General features: G+C 45.7%; 14 protein-coding genes. 2 read left to right on the top strand and 12 right to left on the bottom strand.

The window, feature by feature from the left end:
* The first annotated feature begins 122 nt into the window (after positions 1-122).
* Positions 123-1,061, top strand: coding sequence for a diacylglycerol/lipid kinase family protein (locus AC58QM_RS16330; protein ID WP_497285665.1), 939 nt, complete (start codon positions 123-125; stop codon positions 1,059-1,061).
* Here AC58QM_RS16330 and AC58QM_RS16325 read toward each other — a convergent pair.
* The 6 genes from AC58QM_RS16325 to pdhA all read right to left on the bottom strand — a co-directional run bounded on the left by AC58QM_RS16325 (position 1,058) and on the right by pdhA (position 9,203).
* The gene (locus AC58QM_RS16325; protein WP_497285663.1) at positions 1,058-3,244 is read right to left on the bottom strand and encodes an AMP-binding protein; all 2,187 of its coding nucleotides are present in this window, start codon (positions 3,242-3,244) and stop codon (positions 1,058-1,060) included. The genes AC58QM_RS16330 and AC58QM_RS16325 overlap by 4 nt on opposite strands.
* A 130-nt stretch (positions 3,245-3,374) precedes the next feature.
* The gene (locus AC58QM_RS16320) at positions 3,375-4,109 is read right to left on the bottom strand and encodes a glycerophosphodiester phosphodiesterase (protein WP_497285661.1); all 735 of its coding nucleotides are present in this window, start codon (positions 4,107-4,109) and stop codon (positions 3,375-3,377) included.
* Between the two features lie 183 nt (positions 4,110-4,292).
* Positions 4,293-5,708, bottom strand: coding sequence for a dihydrolipoyl dehydrogenase (gene lpdA, locus AC58QM_RS16315; RefSeq protein ID WP_497285659.1), 1,416 nt, complete (start codon positions 5,706-5,708; stop codon positions 4,293-4,295).
* A 4-nt stretch (positions 5,709-5,712) separates the two neighbouring features.
* Positions 5,713-7,050, bottom strand: coding sequence for a dihydrolipoamide acetyltransferase family protein (locus AC58QM_RS16310; RefSeq protein ID WP_497285657.1), 1,338 nt, complete (start codon positions 7,048-7,050; stop codon positions 5,713-5,715).
* 33 nt (positions 7,051-7,083) lie between these two features.
* Complete coding sequence (locus AC58QM_RS16305; protein WP_056610497.1) at positions 7,084-8,064, bottom strand: alpha-ketoacid dehydrogenase subunit beta; 981 nt, start codon at positions 8,062-8,064, stop codon at positions 7,084-7,086.
* A 56-nt stretch (positions 8,065-8,120) separates the two neighbouring features.
* A complete protein-coding gene (gene pdhA, locus AC58QM_RS16300; protein ID WP_310502727.1) occupies positions 8,121-9,203 on the bottom strand; it encodes a pyruvate dehydrogenase (acetyl-transferring) E1 component subunit alpha in 1,083 nt (360 codons plus the stop codon).
* Between the two features lie 216 nt (positions 9,204-9,419).
* Here pdhA and AC58QM_RS16295 point away from each other — a divergent pair, with 216 nt between their 5' ends.
* Positions 9,420-10,151 (top strand): alpha/beta hydrolase, encoded by a 732-nt coding sequence (locus AC58QM_RS16295; protein WP_497285655.1) that lies wholly within the window; start codon positions 9,420-9,422, stop codon positions 10,149-10,151.
* On the opposite strand, the gene AC58QM_RS16290 is transcribed toward AC58QM_RS16295, so the two are convergent.
* The 6 genes from AC58QM_RS16290 to mltG form a co-directional block, all read right to left on the bottom strand.
* Positions 10,143-10,964 carry a lipoate--protein ligase family protein gene (locus tag AC58QM_RS16290; protein WP_497285653.1) on the bottom strand — a complete coding sequence of 274 codons (822 nt, stop codon included), beginning with the start codon at positions 10,962-10,964 and terminating at the stop codon, positions 10,143-10,145. The genes AC58QM_RS16295 and AC58QM_RS16290 overlap by 9 nt on opposite strands.
* 76 nt (positions 10,965-11,040) lie before the next feature.
* Positions 11,041-12,861: a peptidoglycan D,D-transpeptidase FtsI family protein gene (locus tag AC58QM_RS16285; protein WP_497285652.1), complete on the bottom strand. Its 1,821-nt coding sequence runs from the start codon at positions 12,859-12,861 to the stop codon at positions 11,041-11,043.
* 138 nt (positions 12,862-12,999) lie between these two features.
* Positions 13,000-15,177 carry a methyl-accepting chemotaxis protein gene (locus tag AC58QM_RS16280; RefSeq protein WP_497285650.1) on the bottom strand — a complete coding sequence of 726 codons (2,178 nt, stop codon included), beginning with the start codon at positions 15,175-15,177 and terminating at the stop codon, positions 13,000-13,002.
* A gap of 299 nt (positions 15,178-15,476) precedes the next feature.
* On the bottom strand, positions 15,477-16,760 hold the full coding sequence (locus tag AC58QM_RS16275) for a peptidase U32 family protein (RefSeq protein WP_497285649.1): 1,284 nt from the start codon (positions 16,758-16,760) through the stop codon (positions 15,477-15,479).
* A 28-nt stretch (positions 16,761-16,788) separates the two neighbouring features.
* On the bottom strand, positions 16,789-17,715 hold the full coding sequence (locus AC58QM_RS16270) for a peptidase U32 family protein (RefSeq protein WP_497285647.1): 927 nt from the start codon (positions 17,713-17,715) through the stop codon (positions 16,789-16,791).
* Between the two features lie 44 nt (positions 17,716-17,759).
* Complete coding sequence (gene mltG / locus AC58QM_RS16265; RefSeq protein ID WP_497286039.1) at positions 17,760-18,857, bottom strand: endolytic transglycosylase MltG; 1,098 nt, start codon at positions 18,855-18,857, stop codon at positions 17,760-17,762.
* Between the last annotated feature and the right edge of the window lie 104 nt (positions 18,858-18,961).

Here is an 18,961-nt window from a genome sequence, read left to right as displayed (position 1 = left end):
TATGGTTTATTTTACAAAACAGTCTCTCTTATGTAAAGGAAAATTCGTATAAAGCTTACTAGAATACGCCTTCCATCTACCAAACTCTACCACTTTAATCAAAAGATAAGGGGCAAATGCACATGTCATCCATCGGAATCATTGTGAACCCGCTTTCAGGCAATGGCAGAGGAGCTAACATCTGGGGAGAAGTCCAATCCTACCTGCAAGCGCATCAAATCTCATTTGTAGCAAAATTGACGACCAAAGCTGGCGAAGCGACCCGGCATGCTATATCTTTGATCCAAGAACATCATGTAGAACGGATTATCATTATTGGCGGAGATGGCACCGTTCATGAAGCAGCAGGCGGCGTGTGGCAGCTTCAGAATAAGTCCCACCCACCAATCTGCTCTATCGCCGTGATTCCAGCAGGGACTGGGAATGATTTCGCGAAGGCCTACGGTATACCGAATCATACGCTCGAAGCTCTTCAGATTGCATTAAACACACCTTCCACGGTGCAAATTGATCTTCTTCACGCCATTCCTAATCAAGTGGCTGTCAATAGCATTGGTGCAGGCTTTGACGGCATGGTTGCCAAAATTACGAACGAGGCTAGCTACAAAAAACTCCTTAATCGCTTCGGATTAGGTAAGCTCTCTTATTTCATCTCTATCCTGCGTGTGTTTGCAACCTATCAACCTTCCACAGCATGGCTAAAAGTCGACGGCAGCCTAACAGAGCTGCCTGACATGTGGCTGGCAGCGGTAGCGAATATTCCTTTTTACGGAGGTGCCATTCAAATTTGTCCAACAGCAAGTCCAACGGACGGTATGGCCGATGTTGTTGTGATTCAAAGCAAAGGTCGCTTCCGCCTCCTGCCTGTTCTTTTCACTGTATATCAAGGGAAGCATACTAAGCATCCCGCCGTATCTTTTTATAAAGGAAAATCCATCTCCATTCAGACTGAGAAGCCATTGCTTGTCCAAGCCGACGGGGAATTCGCGGGCTCCACTCCGCTTCAAATCGAACTCATTCCTGCAGCCATTACCGTCATCCGTGCAAAACCCACAGCTTAAACTGTGGGTTTATCTTCATCTATATTGGCAACTCCGCTCTTCAGAGCCCATTGCTTTAACGTCACATAATCAATCTTCCCACTCCCCAATAAGGGCAGCTTCTCGATATAACGAAACTCAGAAGGCATATACATGGCGGGTTGCCCCTCTTGTCTCATCGACTCACGAAGCGCTTCATGAGGACTCACTTTACTGGTATGAAACACAATAATTCGCTCACCTTTTCGCCGATCAGGCACATGCACCGCAGCACAAACTGCAGATGACATCAAAACCTTCGACACCAGCTCTTCCACCATAAGAAGCGAAACTTTTTCGCCACCAATTTTAGCAAAAGACTGCAAACGCGCTTGAATGAACAAGTACCCTTGATCATCCAAGGAAACAATATCCCCGGTGCTATACCACTCCGAAGCAGGAACGAAGCCCTTACTATGAATCAAATACCCTTTCATCACATTTGGACCTCTAACGAGCAAATGGCCACCTGTCGCAATTCCTTCCACTTCTTCCACCACAGCGTCCATACCTGGCAGTAATTTTCCGACTGAGCCTTTCTTTGTGTACATCGGTGTGTTCAAAGAGATAACAGGGGTAGTCTCCGTTGTACCATAGCCCTCCAAAATGCGAATCCCGAATTTATCCTGCCAAATTTGACGCACTTCCTCTTTCAGCTTCTCAGCACCTGCTACCACATAACGTAACGAATGGGCAAAATCATAAGGATGCGCCGTTCTCGCATACGCACCTAGAAACGTTGACGTGCCGAATAGTATTGTAATATTCCGATCATACACGAGCTCTGGAATCACTTTGTAGTGCAACGGATTAGGGTATAAAACCAGCTTAACCCCCGAAAGTATCGGGAGCATCGTCCCTGCTGTTAACCCAAATGAGTGAAACATCGGCATGCTGCCGAGCACGCTATCTGAGCTATTAAATGCGATAACAAGCCTCGCCTGCTGTAAATTTGCGTATATATTACGATGTGTCAGAACGACACCCTTCGGTTTACTTTCACTGCCTGAAGTGAAGAGAACAACTTCATTCTGACCAGCACCCACAGGCCCTTTTTTCCGCTGCAAAAAGTCAAACAAACCATGCACTTTCTCTGGTAAAGTTAGCGCTTCCTTGACATCTTCAAGATATATAAGCCGATATGAACTACTTGCTGTATGGATAAAATCCGAAAGACCCGCTTTCTCTATGAACGCCTTCGATGTCAGCACAATGCTCACTTCAGCCGTTTCACAAGCATCCAGCATCGCCTGCCTACCGGCAGAGTAATTCAATATCGCAGGTGTGATGCCTAATCGATATAAAGCAAATAACGTCACTACATGCCCCGCGGCATTAGGCAGCAGTACGGCTACACGCTTCTGTCCTTGCAGAAGCTTCCCTAACGGAACCGCAAGTGTATAGCTAGTTAACAGCAGCTTCCGATAAGTTAACGCAGAATGGCTTAAGACGTCTTCACAAATGACGGTGGATTGACCATTTTTATGCGCAGCCGACAGCAGTTCATTAAATAAGTTAACCTCTGGCTGAAGTCGGCTTTCCAGCAAATGACTCAATAACTTGTTGCGGACCGCCTCCGTCGCTTGCTCCTTTTGAACTTTGCGTGTGAACCGGTCATCCCCCATCGGAACTTGAAAAGCTTCACCAAACGTTATGCTCACCTGTGGAAACCAGTGTTGTTTTATTTTTCCGCGCAGATAAGAAAACTTCGAATACTCCAAGCCTTCGATCGCAATTGGCACGATACGCGCTTGAGAGCGGAGAGCAAGATACCCGATACCTCCATATATTTTCATCATGCCACCTGTAGTAGAAATACGTCCCTCTGGAAAAATAACAAGCGGCGTTTCACTTTGGATTGTTTTCAACATTGTACGAACGGAATAGGGATTCAAAGGATCCACCGTGATATGAGCCCTGAAATGGAGCACCCAGGCAAATCGCTTCGCAATAGTCGTATTCACAACAAAGGCCACATCTTTAGGCAAAATCAAGGCGAGCAGCACCGCATCCAACAACGACACATGATTCGGAATAAGCACAGTTTTTCCCGTCAGCACGAGACTGTCCATCCCTGTTACTTTCACCTTAAAAGCAAGCAGCACAAACAGACGCAAGCACGGAAGTAAAAGCCTTACTAACGCAACGAACATCCATTTGATCATGGGAATTCCCCCTATTGGTATCTCTCGCGAGTCTGTCAATAGTTCATTGTATGCGGGAAAAAGAAATAAGACCTCGGCATGTGTATGCTTCGGTCCCATTTATTCTTGCTATGTCGTAAGAAATACCTTTTTATGTATTCAAATATGCTTTCAATCGGCCAGGATAATCGGTAATAATGCCCGTGACGCCGGCTCTAATCATCGTTTGATAGTCTGAAAGTTCATTCACCGTATAGGGATAGACCGCCAACCCCGCTGTCGTTGCCTTAGCAATATCCGCTTCATCAAACGAATGATAATGGGGATGCAGGGAGTAGACATCGACCTCAAGCAATTTGGCATAGCCCGCATGGTCAATGAGATTTGCTGCATACAGCAGGCCCACCTTCAACGCTGGTTCTGCCCGCTTTAAGCGCTGAATCACTTTATGATCAAAAGAAGAAACTACGACATCTTCGTACCGGTCATCAGTCTCTCGCAAGAACGCCAGAAGTGCACTCTCCATGCGTCCTTCGTAAGCATCCTTCACTTCCACATTAATCAGCGTACCCTTCGGCACTAAATCAAATACTTCACTCAACAGCGGTATGCGTTCCCCTATGAACTTCTCCGAAAACCAAGCTCCTGCGTCTAGTTTCTGAATGTCTTCCCATGGTTGATGAGCAATTAACCCTGAACCATTCGTAGTTCGATTCAAAGTCCCATCATGACAAACGACGATCTTTCCATCACTCGTGAGATGAACATCCAGTTCAATGGCTTGAGCCCCTTGCTCCAAAGCTAATGCAAAAGAAGCTAGTGTATTCTCTGGGGCTTCCCCAGCCGCGCCGCGGTGACCGATGACAATTGGTTTCGATGTAGGCATGTTCAACGCTCCCAACGTTTTAACTTCCATGACTTGCTCTACAAATTATATAAGCAGTCGATTCGGGGCGTCAATCCACGTATCCATATTTCCTAACGTATAAAAATAGTCCCGTAGAGTGGCTTTGCAGCCAAACTCTCGGGACTTTTATCTAAAGGCATAAATACCGTAAGAAACTACAACTTATTTGCCAAGTTGGTGAATCGGGTGTCCAAGTGCACCTTCTGCAGCATCCATGATCATTTCAGTCAATGTTGGATGTGCATGAATGGTAAGCGCGATGTCCTCCAGATTAGCACCCATCTCAACTGCAAGAGCAAGCTCACCAATTAAGTTTGATGCTTCTGGACCAACGATTTGACCACCAAGCAATTGACCTGTTTCTTTATCGCCAACAAGCTTCACAAAGCCTTGAGCAGCGTTCAAAGAGTTCGCACGTCCGTTAGCCGCGTAAGGGAATTTACCAATGGTAACATTGATACCTTGCGCTTTTGCTTCGGTCTCGCTTAGACCTACACCAGCAATCTCCGGATCGGAGAAAACAACAGCAGGCATTGCTTTGTAATCAACGATACTTGTCTGACCCGCAATCGCTTCAGCCGCCACTTTTGCTTCATAGGAAGCTTTGTGTGCCAAGGATAGACCAGGAACCACATCACCAATTGCGAAAATGTGAGGAATGCTTGTTCTGCCTTGGTTATCGACTTCGATCAAACCGCGATCCGTCATTTTCAAGTTAATCAGGTCTAGTCCAAGCTCGCCATCTGTATTCGGACGACGACCTACAGTTACGAGAACGTAATCCGCAGTGACTTGTTTTTCTTCCCCTTTAACCGTGAACGTGACCGTAACATCGTTGTCCGTTTTCGTGCAGGATTGTGCTAACGCTTCGGTGTGAACCTCTACGCCAACTTTCTCTAAGTTCTTAGCAACCAGCTTCGTCAATTCTTTTTCGAAACCTGGAAGCACGTGATCAGAACCTTCCAACACCGTTACTTTCGTACCGAATTTCGCGTACGTTTGACCAAGCTCGATTCCGATATAGCCACCGCCGATAACGACCATGCTTTTCGGAATTTCTGGCAAGTTCAAAGCTTCTGTCGAGGAGATGATTCTTCCGCCGTAAGGGAAAGCTTTCAACTCAATCGGACGGGAGCCCGTTGCGATAATACAGTTCTTAAAGCGGTAACGAGGTGCCTCAGCATCATTGAACACACGTGCTTCATGCTCATTGATGAACATGGCTTCACCTTGGAAAGTTTGAATCTTGTTGCCTTTCAACAATGCGCTAACGCCGCCAGTTTGTTTGGCAACAATGCTGTTTTTCCAAGCTTGTACCTTCGCAAAGTCCACTTTCACGTTCTCTACGGAGATCCCGATGCTGTCCGCATGCTGAGCGTGCTCATACGTATGCGCTGCTGAGATCAAAGCCTTGGATGGGATACAGCCGCGGTTCAAACACACGCCGCCCCAAGCGTCTTTATCAACAATAAGAACGCTTTGGCCAAGTTGTGCAGCCCGGATGGCGGCAACGTAACCGCCAGGGCCTGCACCGATAACTAACAAATCTATATCTAGAGAAGCATCTCCCACTACCATGTTCTTACACCTCCAAGACGAGAAGCTCTGGATCAGCCAGAAGCTGTTTGATGTAGTTCAAGAAGCTTTGTGCTGTCGCTCCGTCTACGATACGGTGATCGAAACTCAAGGAAAGCGCCATAACGTGTCCAACAGCGATTTCTCCGTTTTTCACAACTGGCTTCTGCGTAATACGGCCTGCACCCAAGATCGCAACTTCTGGGAAGTTGATGACTGGTGTGAAGAACATACCGCCAACAGAACCGATGTTCGTGATGGAAATAGTGCCGCCTTTCATTTCGTTCGGAGACAATTTGCCTTCGCGACCACGAACAGCCAAATCTTTAATCGCTGCTGCGACGGACCATACATTTTTACGGTCAGCATCATGGATAACAGGAACGAGCAAGCCGTTGTCTGTATCTGTTGCGATCCCGATGTTGTAGTACTTTTTGTAGACGATTTCTTGCTTCTCTTCGTCGATCATTGCGTTCATAACCGGGAATTGACGGCAAGCTGCAACCAATGCTTTCACGATGAAAGGAAGGTAAGTCAGTTTCACGCCTTTTTTCTCTGCGAGAGGCTTCGTACGCTCACGAAGAGCGACAAGTGCCGACACGTCGATCTCATCCATCAATGTCACGTGCGGAGCCGTGTACACGGATTTAACCATCGCGTTCGCGATGATTTTACGGATGCCTTTGAACGGAATCCGTTCTTCGACGCGATCGCCTACGACTACCTGCTGCGCTGCAGCAGCAGGTGCTGTTTCACCAGCTGCAGCTGCTGCTGGAGCTGCTTCGCTTGCTGCCGGAGCTGCGGCTGTGCCAGCTCCGCCAAAGCCTTCCACGTCCTCGCGTGTTACGCGGCCGTGCTTACCTGTAGGCGTCACCTCTGCGAGTGTGATGCCTTTTTCTCTTGCAAGCTTGCGAACGCTAGGCGTCGCAAGCACTTCACGGCCAGCGCCAACTGATGACGGCGCTGGTGCTGGAGCAGCTGCCGCAGGTGCAGGCGCTGCTACCGCTGCTGCCGGAGCTGGTGCTGCAGCAGGTGGTGTTGCTACCGCCACGGCTGGAGCCGCGTGGCTGGAACCGTGATGCATCGAAGCTGCAGGCATCTCGCCAGTCACTTCAATCGTCATAACGAGTTCACCGATTGTGCAGACTTGTCCATCTTTGACAGCAACGCTGACAACCTTACCTTCGACAGGACAAGGAACTTCAACGACTGCTTTATCATTCTGTACTTCCATAAGAATCGTTTCGTCAGTTACGGTATCACCCGCTTTAACTAACATTTTCACGATCTCGCCTTCATGTATGCCTTCACCAAGCTCTGGGAACTTGTATTCAAACAATGCCACGTGTACGACCTCCTGTACCTTCGACTGGGTGAATTAAAATTCGAGTACTTTCTTAATTCCAGCGATTACGCTAGCTGGACTTGGCAACCAAGCATCTTCGATTTGTGCGAATGGATATACCGTATCTGGTGGTGAAATACGCAGAACTGGCGCTTCCAAATGAAGAATTGCTTTTTCATTAATTTGAGCAATTACCTCTGCAGCTACTCCAGAAGTTTTTTGCGCTTCTTGAACGATGATTGCACGATTTGTTTTCTTAATAGATGCCACAATCGTATCAATATCCAAAGGAAGAAGTGTACGAAGATCGATAACTTCGACTTTTACACCTTCTGTTTTTTCGATTTCTTCAGCAGCTTTCATGGATGTGTGAACCATAGCGCCGTAAGTAATGATCGTAACATCAGAACCTTCTTTAACAACGTTGGCTTTACCTAGTTCTACTGTGTATTCACCTTCTGGTACTTCGCCGCGGAATGCACGGTATAAGTTCAAATGCTCCATGAAGAATACAGGGTCATTATCACGAATTGCTGCGATTAGAAGTCCTTTTGCATCGTAAGGGTTGGAAGGAACAACGACTTTAATCCCTGGCGTTTGAACCAAAAGACCTTCAAGTGCATCAGTATGAAGCTCAGCTGCTTTTACACCGCCGCCAAATGGCGTACGGAATACGATTGGTGAGTTGTAACGACCACCGGAACGGTAACGCATACGAGCCGCTTGTACGCAGATTTGGTCAAGTGCTTCGTAAATGAAACCTACGAATTGGATCTCAGCGATAGGACGGAAACCTTGAACGCCTAAACCAACCGCAAGTCCGCCGATTGCGGACTCAGCAAGAGGCGTATCGAATACGCGCTCTTCGCCGAATTCTTTTTGTAAACCTTCTGTTGCACGGAACACGCCACCAACGTTACCAACGTCTTCACCGAACAAAATAACATTAGGATCTCTTTCTAATTCTACGCGCATCGCGTCTTTTATCGCTTGAATCATTGTCATTTGTGCCATGACTACTCTGTGCCTCCTAAATGTTTTCGTAAGAAAACTTGTTTCGAACGTTCACTCTATTTGTATAATTCTTTTTGTTCTTCCAAATGAGAAGGCGTTACTTCGAACATGGAGTCGATCAAACCAGCGACTGTCATTTTCTCTGTCTCTTCTGCTTTTTTGATATGCTCAGCAACAGTAGCTTTCGCTTCTTCTTTTACTTGAGCTTCTTCTTCTTCGCTCCAAAGGCCTTTTTTCGTCAAGAACAAACGCATACGTGTAAGCGGATCTCTTGGCTCCCAATCGGACTCTTCGTCTTTGGTACGGTATTTCGTTGTATCATCGGCCAAGGAATGTGGACGGAAACGGTATGTCAACGCTTCGATCAACGTAGCGCCTTCGCCTCTGCGTCCTCTTTCAGCAGCTTCCGTAACAGCTTGAACAACAGCTAGAACGTCCATGCCGTCTACTTGCACGCCTTTGATACCCGCAGCAACGGATTTATGTGCAACAGAAAGCGCTCCTGTTTGTTTCGAGTAAGGTGTTGTAATCGCGTAACCATTGTTTTGTACAAAATAAATGACAGGCAGCTTGAATGCTCCAGCAAAGTTCATGCCTTCGTAGAAGTCACCTTCTGAGCTTCCGCCGTCACCTGTGTAAGTAATCGCTACACGCGGTTGGTTGCGTTTCTTAAATGCCATAGCAACACCAGTTGCGTGAAGAATTTGTGCGCCGATAATAATCTGCGGCATAAGTACATGAACATCTTCCGGAATTTGTCCGCCGTGTTGATGACCGCGGGAATACAAGAATGCTTGATATAGCGGAAGACCGTGCCATACAAGCTGCGGCATGTCGCGGTATCCTGGGCAGATGAAATCATCTTTATTCAATGCAAATTCGCTACCAATCATGGATGCTTCTTGACCGGAAACAGGAGCATAGAAACCAAGGCGTCCTTGACGACCTAGATTTACTGCTCTTTCATCCCACACGCGTGTAAAGACCATTCTTCTCATTAATTCTTTTAGTTGTTCATCGCTAAGTTTAGGCATTTTATCGGGATTTACGATTGTGCCGTCTGGAGCAAGAACCTGCAATGGCTCAACCTTTTCTGTGGTCACTTCATAATTTGCTTGGCTGACAAGTGGCTTACTCATACCATTTCACCTCTTATATGATTTTGGTGCCTACTATCTGGACTTCTGTTATAGTATTATTATAATCCTGTTTTGGTGAATTGTACACCAGCAACGACGGGGTATCTCACCTTTTTTCGCGATCATGAATAGTACAGTTCACGAAAATATATAATACAGTTTACAAAGAATTAACAACTGCTATAATACACCTTCCCTAAGACAAGGAGATCCACAATGTCAGATGACTCCCGTTTGTATAAGCGTACTATTGTAAAAGATGAAGTAACCTCGAGCTTGCTCGGAGAAAATCGTCCCCTGCGGATCTACCTTCCTCCTGGCTATAACGAGCTGCTCTCCTATCCGGTGATTTACTGTCAAGATGGTGAACAGTTCTTCAATTTCGGTCGGATTGCTACCACGATGACCCGTTTGATCCTTGATGAGGATTTGGAACCTGCCATTGTAGTAGGTGTCGATGTGAATAATACGAATCGAACATCCGAATATGCGCCTGAAGGCGAACGTCACGATGCTTATTGTCAATTCTTCGCAGAAGAGCTCCTCCCTTATGTAGAAAGTCGTTATCCCGTCCGAACCGAGCGATCCGAACGCATCCTTGCAGGGGATTCACTTGGAGGAACAGTTTCCTTGCATCTCGCCTTAGATTATCCTAGCCTTTTTTGCCGAGTTATATCCTTGTCCGGCGCATTTTTCGACATTACGCGTGAACGAATCAAGCAAGAGGACGACTTATCTTGGTTGGAAATATATATGCTCATTGGAACCGATGAAACGGATGTGACGACAGAGCGCGGCACATTCGATTTTGTTCGAGAAAACAGACTGACACACACCTTTCTCCAAGACAAAAAAGCCACGCTTCACTATATAGAGAAGCCTGGCAAGCATATATGGGGGTTTTGGCAAGTTGAATTGCCAGAAACACTGCATTATTTCTTAGGATGAGATGGCATAGCGATCCTTCATCAGCGTAATCATCGCTTCAATCTGGGATTCGTCGGGATAACCGGCGATTTCCTCAGCTTGACTAAGCTGTATTCCTCGGCTATTCATCACTTGACGCAGCTGCTCAATAAACTGTTCTGCTGTTAATGGCAGTTCTAAACACTCTGTAAGGCTCGACATGCTCTCCTGCACGACAATTGGATAGTCTTGTTTGGTAGCTGCTTCTGCAGCCCTCTCATAAAAACCACGAGCTAAGGCAGCCTTCTGCTCGCCGCGGCCCTCTACGATTAGGAATGCTTGTACAGAAATGGCGAGCTGCTGTCTGCGCTGTGCGATTCCGCAGAATTTCCGCCCTCCAATGCTCAAATCAAATTCCCCTGGGCAGAAAGAACCTATAATCTCCCCTTGGTCAATACGATCCGTAACAGATGCCATGACCTCTCGAATCAATCCGACCATAAGATCAAAATCTTTGCGATGCTCCATATCTCCAGCTTCTTTCGGAAGCAGTAACGAAATATTCACGACTCCCGCATCTAGCGGCACAGCTGCTCCACCGGAGTTGCGTACAGCTGTCTCATAGCCTTGGCTTCGCAGCCATTCATCAGCTAGCGTTGCATTAGGCAGCCTACTGTCTCTCAGCCCCATAACGAAGGCGCGCGGGTGCCGCCATATATGTAAGATGGGCGGTGCTGCTTGCCCAATTGCACGGCACAAGAGTTCTTCTAAAGCAAAAGCATATAGGATAGGTCTAGGTTCTTGGTCATTGGAACGATCAAGAATTCGTAAGGATGAAGGCAGTTGGATCGCCATAAGGTTAAGTCTCCTGAGTTTAGTATAAGTGTCTCCAGCGTAGGCAGCCAAATAGGCTTATCCTCCATCATACCTGTTATTTGCTGTTTGACAACCCTTGGCTTGCCAAAATGTCCATGATCCCTTTGAATAAAGGAATCGCCTTATTACTTTCCGTCGGGTCCGTATTTTTGATTACTACAGAAACTGCATACTTAGGGCTTTCCACAGGGCCATAGCCGATAAACCATTGGTTCACCTTCTCTTGGGTGCCATTTTGAATTTGCGCTGTGCCTGACTTGCCTGCCAGCTTCCACTTGGCATTTTGCAAACCTTGACCAGTTCCTTCCGTAACGACCTCCCGCATCCATTTGAGGAGTGTACGACTCGTTGCGGCTGAAATTTTGCCTTCCTTAGCTGCTAAAGACTTCACAGGAAATGCTTCCATCTCACGCCCCGTTTGATAGCGAATTTCTTGCACAACACGAGGCATAAAGCCCTTCCCGTCATTCAATAAAGTCACGACCATATTCGACGCTTGCAGTGGCGTCATTCGGACATCCCGTTGTCCAATAGCAGTTTGCATCAGAACACCTTCATCATTCTCAGGGGTATGCGCAGCAAATAATTGCCCTGTCTCCTCGGCATCGAATTGTTCGAACACGGCTCTTGTGTCGGTTTTCCCTGTCCAACCCACTTCATTCAGAACACCAAGCTTATTCGCATACGCCTCTAATTGTGAAGCCGTTAGTCGCTGCATAACGTTGGCAAATACAATATTGCACGATTGCGCAAAGCCCTCTTCTAAGGTTAAAGGCCCGTGCCCCTCTTTCCGCCAGCAAGTGAACCCATACTTCCCAAGCGCCCCTTCACAATCAAACGTTTCTGTGGGCGTAACCACTTTCTCATCCAATGCTGCCGCTGCCACAATAGTCTTGAAAATAGAACCAGGTGCCGTCGCTTTAAGCGTATAATTACTCCAATTCTTACTAGCAAGATCGACTTGCAAGGGATTATAGTTGGGCCTGCTTGCCATCGCAATCACATCGCCATCCGATGCTTCTTGAACGACCGCAGCACCTTCCCGAATCCCGAGCTTATCCATCAGTGCTTCTATTTGCTGCTGCACACCGCTGTCTAAGGTCGTAATTAACTTCACAGGGTAAAATGAGTTGTCCGGAGCAATCATCCGTGCGTCTAATCCTGCCAGAGGCCTCTTCCCCGCATCTGTGAAGTAGGAGATAGATGTTTCACCAACACCACGAAGCCAAGTGTCGAATGACTTCTCCAGTCCAGCCCCGCCAATTTTCGTTGTCAGCGAAACCTTCCCTTTGTCCAGGTCCGAGCCGTAGATTTGCATCACACGATCGGGATTTTGCCCAATAAAGCCAACTAGCTGTCGCGCGGTCATTCCAGCAGGATAGCGATTCTCCATTTCAACAACCTTCACATTCGCTAACCCCAACCCATCGATCTCTGTTACTTGCTGTGCGCTGAGAGAGAGCGCTTCCCCTCCATCTTGCGTTCCCCATACTTGAGGCTCTTTCAAATTACGTGCAAAAGTAACCCATCTATCTTTACTTGTCTGTAAAATATGAGCTAGCTTACTCACATCCTGCTGATTCATCGCATAGTCGCTGTTTATAGGGAACGCTACCAATGCTTTCACAATTTGTCCGGTCAAAGGTTGGAGATTCCGGTCCAGAATTTCACCTCGCCCACTTTCTAGAACAAGGGCACGTTGTCGCTGTATCACAGAATTTTTCACCAGATTGATTCCCCGAGATGAGTAGCTCTCTGATGCGACGATTTGTATCCAAAATAACTTACCTAAAATACCAAGAAATAAGAGTAGGATCAAAAAGAGCAGCAAAAACATACGTCTTTTTTCCATCGCAGATAATTGATTATCCTTCATAGCATGAACCCCTTTAAACTTCCAAAATAACCGTCACTGCTTCCAGTATCGGCATTCTGGCAACACATCAAACTGCCCCTACACGGCGAAAAGACAAAAAATCCACCCTCCTAAGGGAGAGTGGACTCAGCTTTGCTATTACACTTCGAATTTGGATAGTGTATCAGTCAATGATTGGGACAGTTGATCCAGCTTGTCCGACAATTTCACCAAACCATCACTAATACTCAACTGTTCGGAACTTAGGGAAGCAACTTCCTCGGAAGTAGCCAACGATTCCTCGGCAACTGCACTGACATTCGTCATCGCATCAGACAGCACCACTTGTGATTGTTCTAGTGTAGAAATCGAATCACTAACGGTACTTAATTGAACAATAAAGCCGCCCATATGATTCGTTACTTGTTTGAAAATCGTATCCGCTTCTTTAACAGCCATAATCTGCTCTTGGAAGATTGGGGTTGCTGTTGAAAGAACTTTAACGGTTTCATCGATTTCGCCTTGAATCGTTTCTGTAATTTGACCAACAACATCAATGGATTGTTTGGACTGATCAGCAAGTTTACGAATTTCATCCGCAACAACCATGAAGCCTTTGCCCGCTGTACCTGCACGTGCCGCTTCAATTGTGGCATTCAAAGACAAGATATTGGTTTGCTTCGAAATGTTATTCAAAAGATCCAAAATTTTACGGATCGAACGCGTACTTTCTTTCAAGCGATCCACTTTATCCACCATAGATCGAATCATTTCTTCCGTCAAATTCGTCTTGGCAATAAGCTCTGACATATACTTCGTTCCAAGCTCACTGGACGTTTGTACATCAGCTGCCGCAGTTCCCATCTCTAGGTTAGCCTCGATTACTTGCTTCATCTGAATACCAATATGGTGAGTCAGCTCATTACCTTTTTCTGACTCTGTCGCCAAACCGCCTGCGCCATTGGAAATCTCATCTGTCGCTACCGCAATTTCTCTAGCTGCTGTAGCAGTAACCTTTGAGGAATTTGTTAACTCTTGCGCTGTCTCAAATACCGCTTGAGCAGACGTACTCGTTTGCTGAACAAGTGACGTAATCTGCTGCATCATCATATCAAAGCTTGCACCCAACTGCCCAATCTCATCTTGCGTCTTATAATTGGCACGAACGGTTAACTTCCCTTTGGCACCTTGCTGCATCAGATTACGCAGATTAATAAGTGGCGTTCCGATCATTCTAGCAACGATAATACCGATAATAACCGCAGCAATAGCCGCAAACAATGCGATTAGGAGGGTGTAGTTATAAATTTTCTTCGCATCTTTTACAAGTGCGCTAACTGGAATATCACCAACCAAGTTCCATCCCGAAATTGCTGATTTGTAGAAAGCTACTAAGTGATCATCCTTCGTAATAAATGATCCATGCTCTTCTTCACGTTGCTCTTTCGTGAGTTGTACGGATGATTCTTTCCCAATGTCAGCCAAATCTTTAACAGCAATATTCTTATTCGCCGCATTCGTAATGATGACATTACTGTCATCGCCTAACGACATGCCACTTAACTCTTTCGTCAAAATATCCGTGCTAAGCTCAATGACTAGTACAGCAGTTGACGAGTTCGTTAGCGTGTTGCGCATCAGACGGCTGATTGCAAACGTATTCGTAGAGCTGCTGGAGTAACCTTTGGTTTGGCTATCCAACCATGTCACTTTACCAGCGTTCTCAACCGTTTGTTTAAACCAATCCGTTGAAGCTGAATTGTCAATCGCAGGAGCGCCGCCAGCGCCTGTAATCACGATCAATTTACCATCCGGACGGTACAAATGAAGTGTTTTGATGGATTTGTTAGAGAACGTAACTACGTTTAACTTTTCCGTTAATTGACGTGTAACATCCAGTGCTTCATAGGAGGATGCCTCTAATTTTGGAACCTTATCTAAAAGTTCCTGTAGCTCTTTGTTAAGCATAATTTGCAGTGAGACATCATCAAAAGTTTGATAAAGGAAATCTAACTTCTGTCCTGCTTGTGTCACTGTTTGTAAACTGGATTCTGCTACCTTGTTCTTAATTACACTTTTGGAGACTGAATAGGAAATCATCCCTACCGTAAGTACGAAAAACAGGATACTTACGAAAAACATCAGAAATAATTTCATCCCAACTGATTTCACTGGATTTTCGAGCTTAATGTTGCTCGGACCTTTGAATGCATATGTACCATTCGGTGATGCTGAGCCACCATTCGTAGTCTCAACAGTTCGACCCCTTCGAACTTGTCCAGTTGCTTGAACTACTTTGTTTAAAATAGCGCGGATACCTTGAAGTCTTTTTGTCATTTCGTTCACCACCATTAGTTTCTAATTAACCTTTTTACTTCTTACGCTCTTCATGAAAAGGTTTACATGCTTTGTCATAAACTGATTTCGACATGTATTTCCAATATCCTCTATAAAACGATCTAGAAGCACGAGAAAACTTTCATCGCGTCTACTCAGGGGTGAGTGAAAGCATATTGAGGCATTTTTACCATCAATACGACAATTTTCGACACGAAACAACAAGTATCTCGTCATGTTAGGCATAAAAAAGGAAGCTTTCTCCAATATAACCTACACTGGAGAAAGCTTCCATGGTACTATTTGCCTGTTTTCTTCCGCATCATATCCCATTTTCTTACAGGTTTCACGGTTTCTAGTTGAATTAATTGCAAGGGATGTCTTGCAGCTGCTAATTCTTGGCCCGCTTCATCTTGAATGACGCCAACGGTTTGCTTGAAATGCGTGCCATCTGGGCCAAAGAACTCAATCTCTTGGCCTGGTTTGAAATGATTTCGTTGCTGAATAAGAGCAACTCCGGTTTCTGCGTTATAGTCCATAACCAAACCTACGAAATCGAAGCCGATAACCTTATCTTCCGGTTCAAAAATATGATCCTCATGACCTGGTGCTTCATAAAAGAATCCATCATTTAAAGGGCGATTCGCTGCTTTATGGATTTCATCCTGCCAGAGCGGATTCAGCTGGAAATGCGCTGGGTCCTCGAAATAGGCATCAATCGCTTGGCGATAGGCGTTCACGACTGTAGCCACATAATGAATACTCTTCATTCTGCCTTCGATTTTAAAACTGTCCACACCCGATTCAATCATATCCGCAATGTGGTCAATCATACTCAAATCCTTGGAACCCATGGTAAAGGCATCGTCATCTTCGGCAAACATAGGGAAATCCGTCGCCAAAGGTGCATCCAGCGGCTGATCCTTTGTGAATAAATCATATTTCCAACGGCACGATTGCGAGCAACCGCCGCGGTTCGAATCGCGATCTGTAAAGTGATTGGACAAGACACAACGGCCTGAGTAAGAACTGCACATAGCCCCATGAATAAAGGCTTCAATTTCGACTTCTACATGCGCCTTAATTTCATCAATTTCCTGCATGCTGACCTCACGCGCCAATACGACACGTTCGATACCTTGATCTTTCCAGAACTGCACAGTTTGCCAGTTCATGACTGACTGCTGTGTGCTCACATGCACTTCTAAATCAGGGGCAACACGTCGGCACGTTTCCATGATGATAGGGTCTGCGGCAATAATCGCCGAGATACCAACTTCCTGTAGTCCACGCAAATACTCATCTAATCCTTCAATATCCTCATTATGTGCGTAGATGTTCGTTGCTACGAATACCTTAGCTCCGTATTGCTTGGCAAATTCGACGCCTTCACGCATTTCCTCTTTGGAGAAATTATCCGCGTTGGAGCGCAAACCATATTTCTGTCCGCCAATATATACCGCATCTGCGCCATAATGGATCGCAAATTTCAGCTTCTCTAAATTACCCGCTGGAGCTAACAGCTCCGGCTTATCAAGTCTTACACGCTTACCCCTGGCTCGTGCTTCTACGGCTGTCGTCATCTGGGAGAGCACCTTCTTTCTTTTTCAATCAATATACCTGTTCTTTATAGAAAAATCCGAAACTCAACTCACGCTCAGGATCTTGTAGTTCAACAATCGCATCCAGCCATTCTTGCTGAAATTCATAGCCTTCCGGATTCGCAAGATACGCATCAATCGCGGCACGATAGCTTCTTACAACCGTTTCATTGTAGTGTGAGGATTTGAGTAATCCTTCAATTTTCAAGCTGTCGATATGCCCATCGATGAACTCCGGCAAATTTTCTAACATACAGTAATCTTCCGAGCTCATGATGTGTGTACCATTGCGATCCTCATAGACGGGATATCGTTGGTCGCGGCGTTCATGCTCAATAAGGAATAGCCCCCGCTCCTTCGAGCGATTTTCTTCTGCTTCTTTCCCTTGATGAGCCATATAGTTTTTGACAAGCTCGCGCTTGGAATGATAAATATTCGTAATCCCATGAACTTGTACTTCTACAGTAATCTCAGCCTTTTCTTTAAAAGCTAATACTTGCTCCATATTCAACTCTCTCGCTAACACGACGCGTACTGCGCCTTGTTTCCCCCAATAATTAGCAGTGGCATAGTTGGTAGAGGTCATCTCGGCATTCCAATGCAACGGCAATGGTACAGCCAGCTGACGTACCGTCATAACAACCGCTGGATCACCGAAAATGATGGCATCTACGCCATGTGACTGGAGGGCAGTTAAGTAATCTTTTAAGCCTTCAAGCGTTTGATTATCTAAAATATTGTTAACCGCCACATAGACTTTGGCATTCCGTTCGTGTGCGAAAGCAACTGCTTCTCCAATTTCGTTCAGCTTCACTTCGCCAGGCAACCGAAGCCCGTAGCGATCTTCTCCTATAATAACAGCATCTGCACCTGCAAGGATCATTTGTTTCAACTCAGCAATTGAACCGCAGCTGATGACTAATTCTGGTCTTTTCACGTCATGCTTACCTACCTTCTGTCAACTTAATTCGCTCGTCTTGCTTAATTCGCCGCCTTCTTACTATTGGCAATATTCTTCTTGTGCTCCTCAAAGGTTTCCGCAAATAAATGCCCCATGGTTCCATCCTTTTTCGTTACATAGAAAACATATTTCGTTTCTTCTGGATAAATCGCTGCTTTAATAGAGGCTAGACTAGGACTTGCAATAGGCCCAGGAGGCAATCCTGTATTCAAATACGTATTATATGGACTTTGAATTTGCAAATCCTTTTCCAGTAAACGATCCTTCGACTTATCGAATAAATATTGGACTGTCGCATCAATTTGAAGCGGCATGTTCATTTTCATTCTGTTCACGATGACACCTGATACAAGTGCTCGTTCCGTATCGACAACAACCTCTCGTTCGATTAAGGAAGCAATCGTCAGCATTTGATGTATGGAAAGATTACGAGCCTTAAGCTTGTCCTTCCAATCAGAAGGAAGCGTCGCAAGCATCTTGTCTAATTGTTCTAAGGAGCGCTCGACGAATTCCTTTTCCGTAGAGCCTTTCTTGAACTCATAGGTTTCAGGGAAGATATAGCCTTCTAAACGATGTCTTAAATTCTTACTGTCTGGAATCGACGCTGTCGTATCAACTTTGAAACCTGCTGGATCATCAACTAATTGCAAAAACGTCTCTTTCTTCCAAGTACTCAGCTCACTCATTTTGGCCGCAATTTGATCGATGGTGTAACCTTCAGGAATCGTGATGCGAATCATTTCTTCCTTTACAACTTCACCTTTGTTAAGTTTATCAATCATTTCTACAAATGTCATGCCAGGCTTCATCGCGTACTCACCAGCCTGAAATTTGGAGCCCTGCTTTTTGTATTTTAGATAGTACGTGAAAATGGAAGAATTCTTAATAAGTCCTTTGGTTTCTAATTCATTGGCAATCTGTATGGAGCTGGAGCCTTGTGGGATCGATACCCGAACCTCCTGGTCAGTTGCATCGACTGGCTGCAGCGCATTCGCGATAAACAATCCTACGCCTGCTGCCGTGCCCAGAGCTAGTAGCACAACGATACTTATGCTCAGCAATACCCACTTTAGTTTACTGCGCTTAGGCCTCTGTGATTCTTCTCGTTCATCATCCATATTCACAACGCTTCGATTCCTCCTAAGAATATCGCTCGTTAAGTCTTTGGCTGTAGGTTACCTTACTCGCATTAACCATATGCACAACAAAACCGAGCGGATAA

This window comes from Paenibacillus sp. J22P165 (assembly GCF_059692015.1).
Note: the sequence above shows the minus strand (reverse complement) of the source record. Positions and strands in the feature narration are given on the sequence as shown.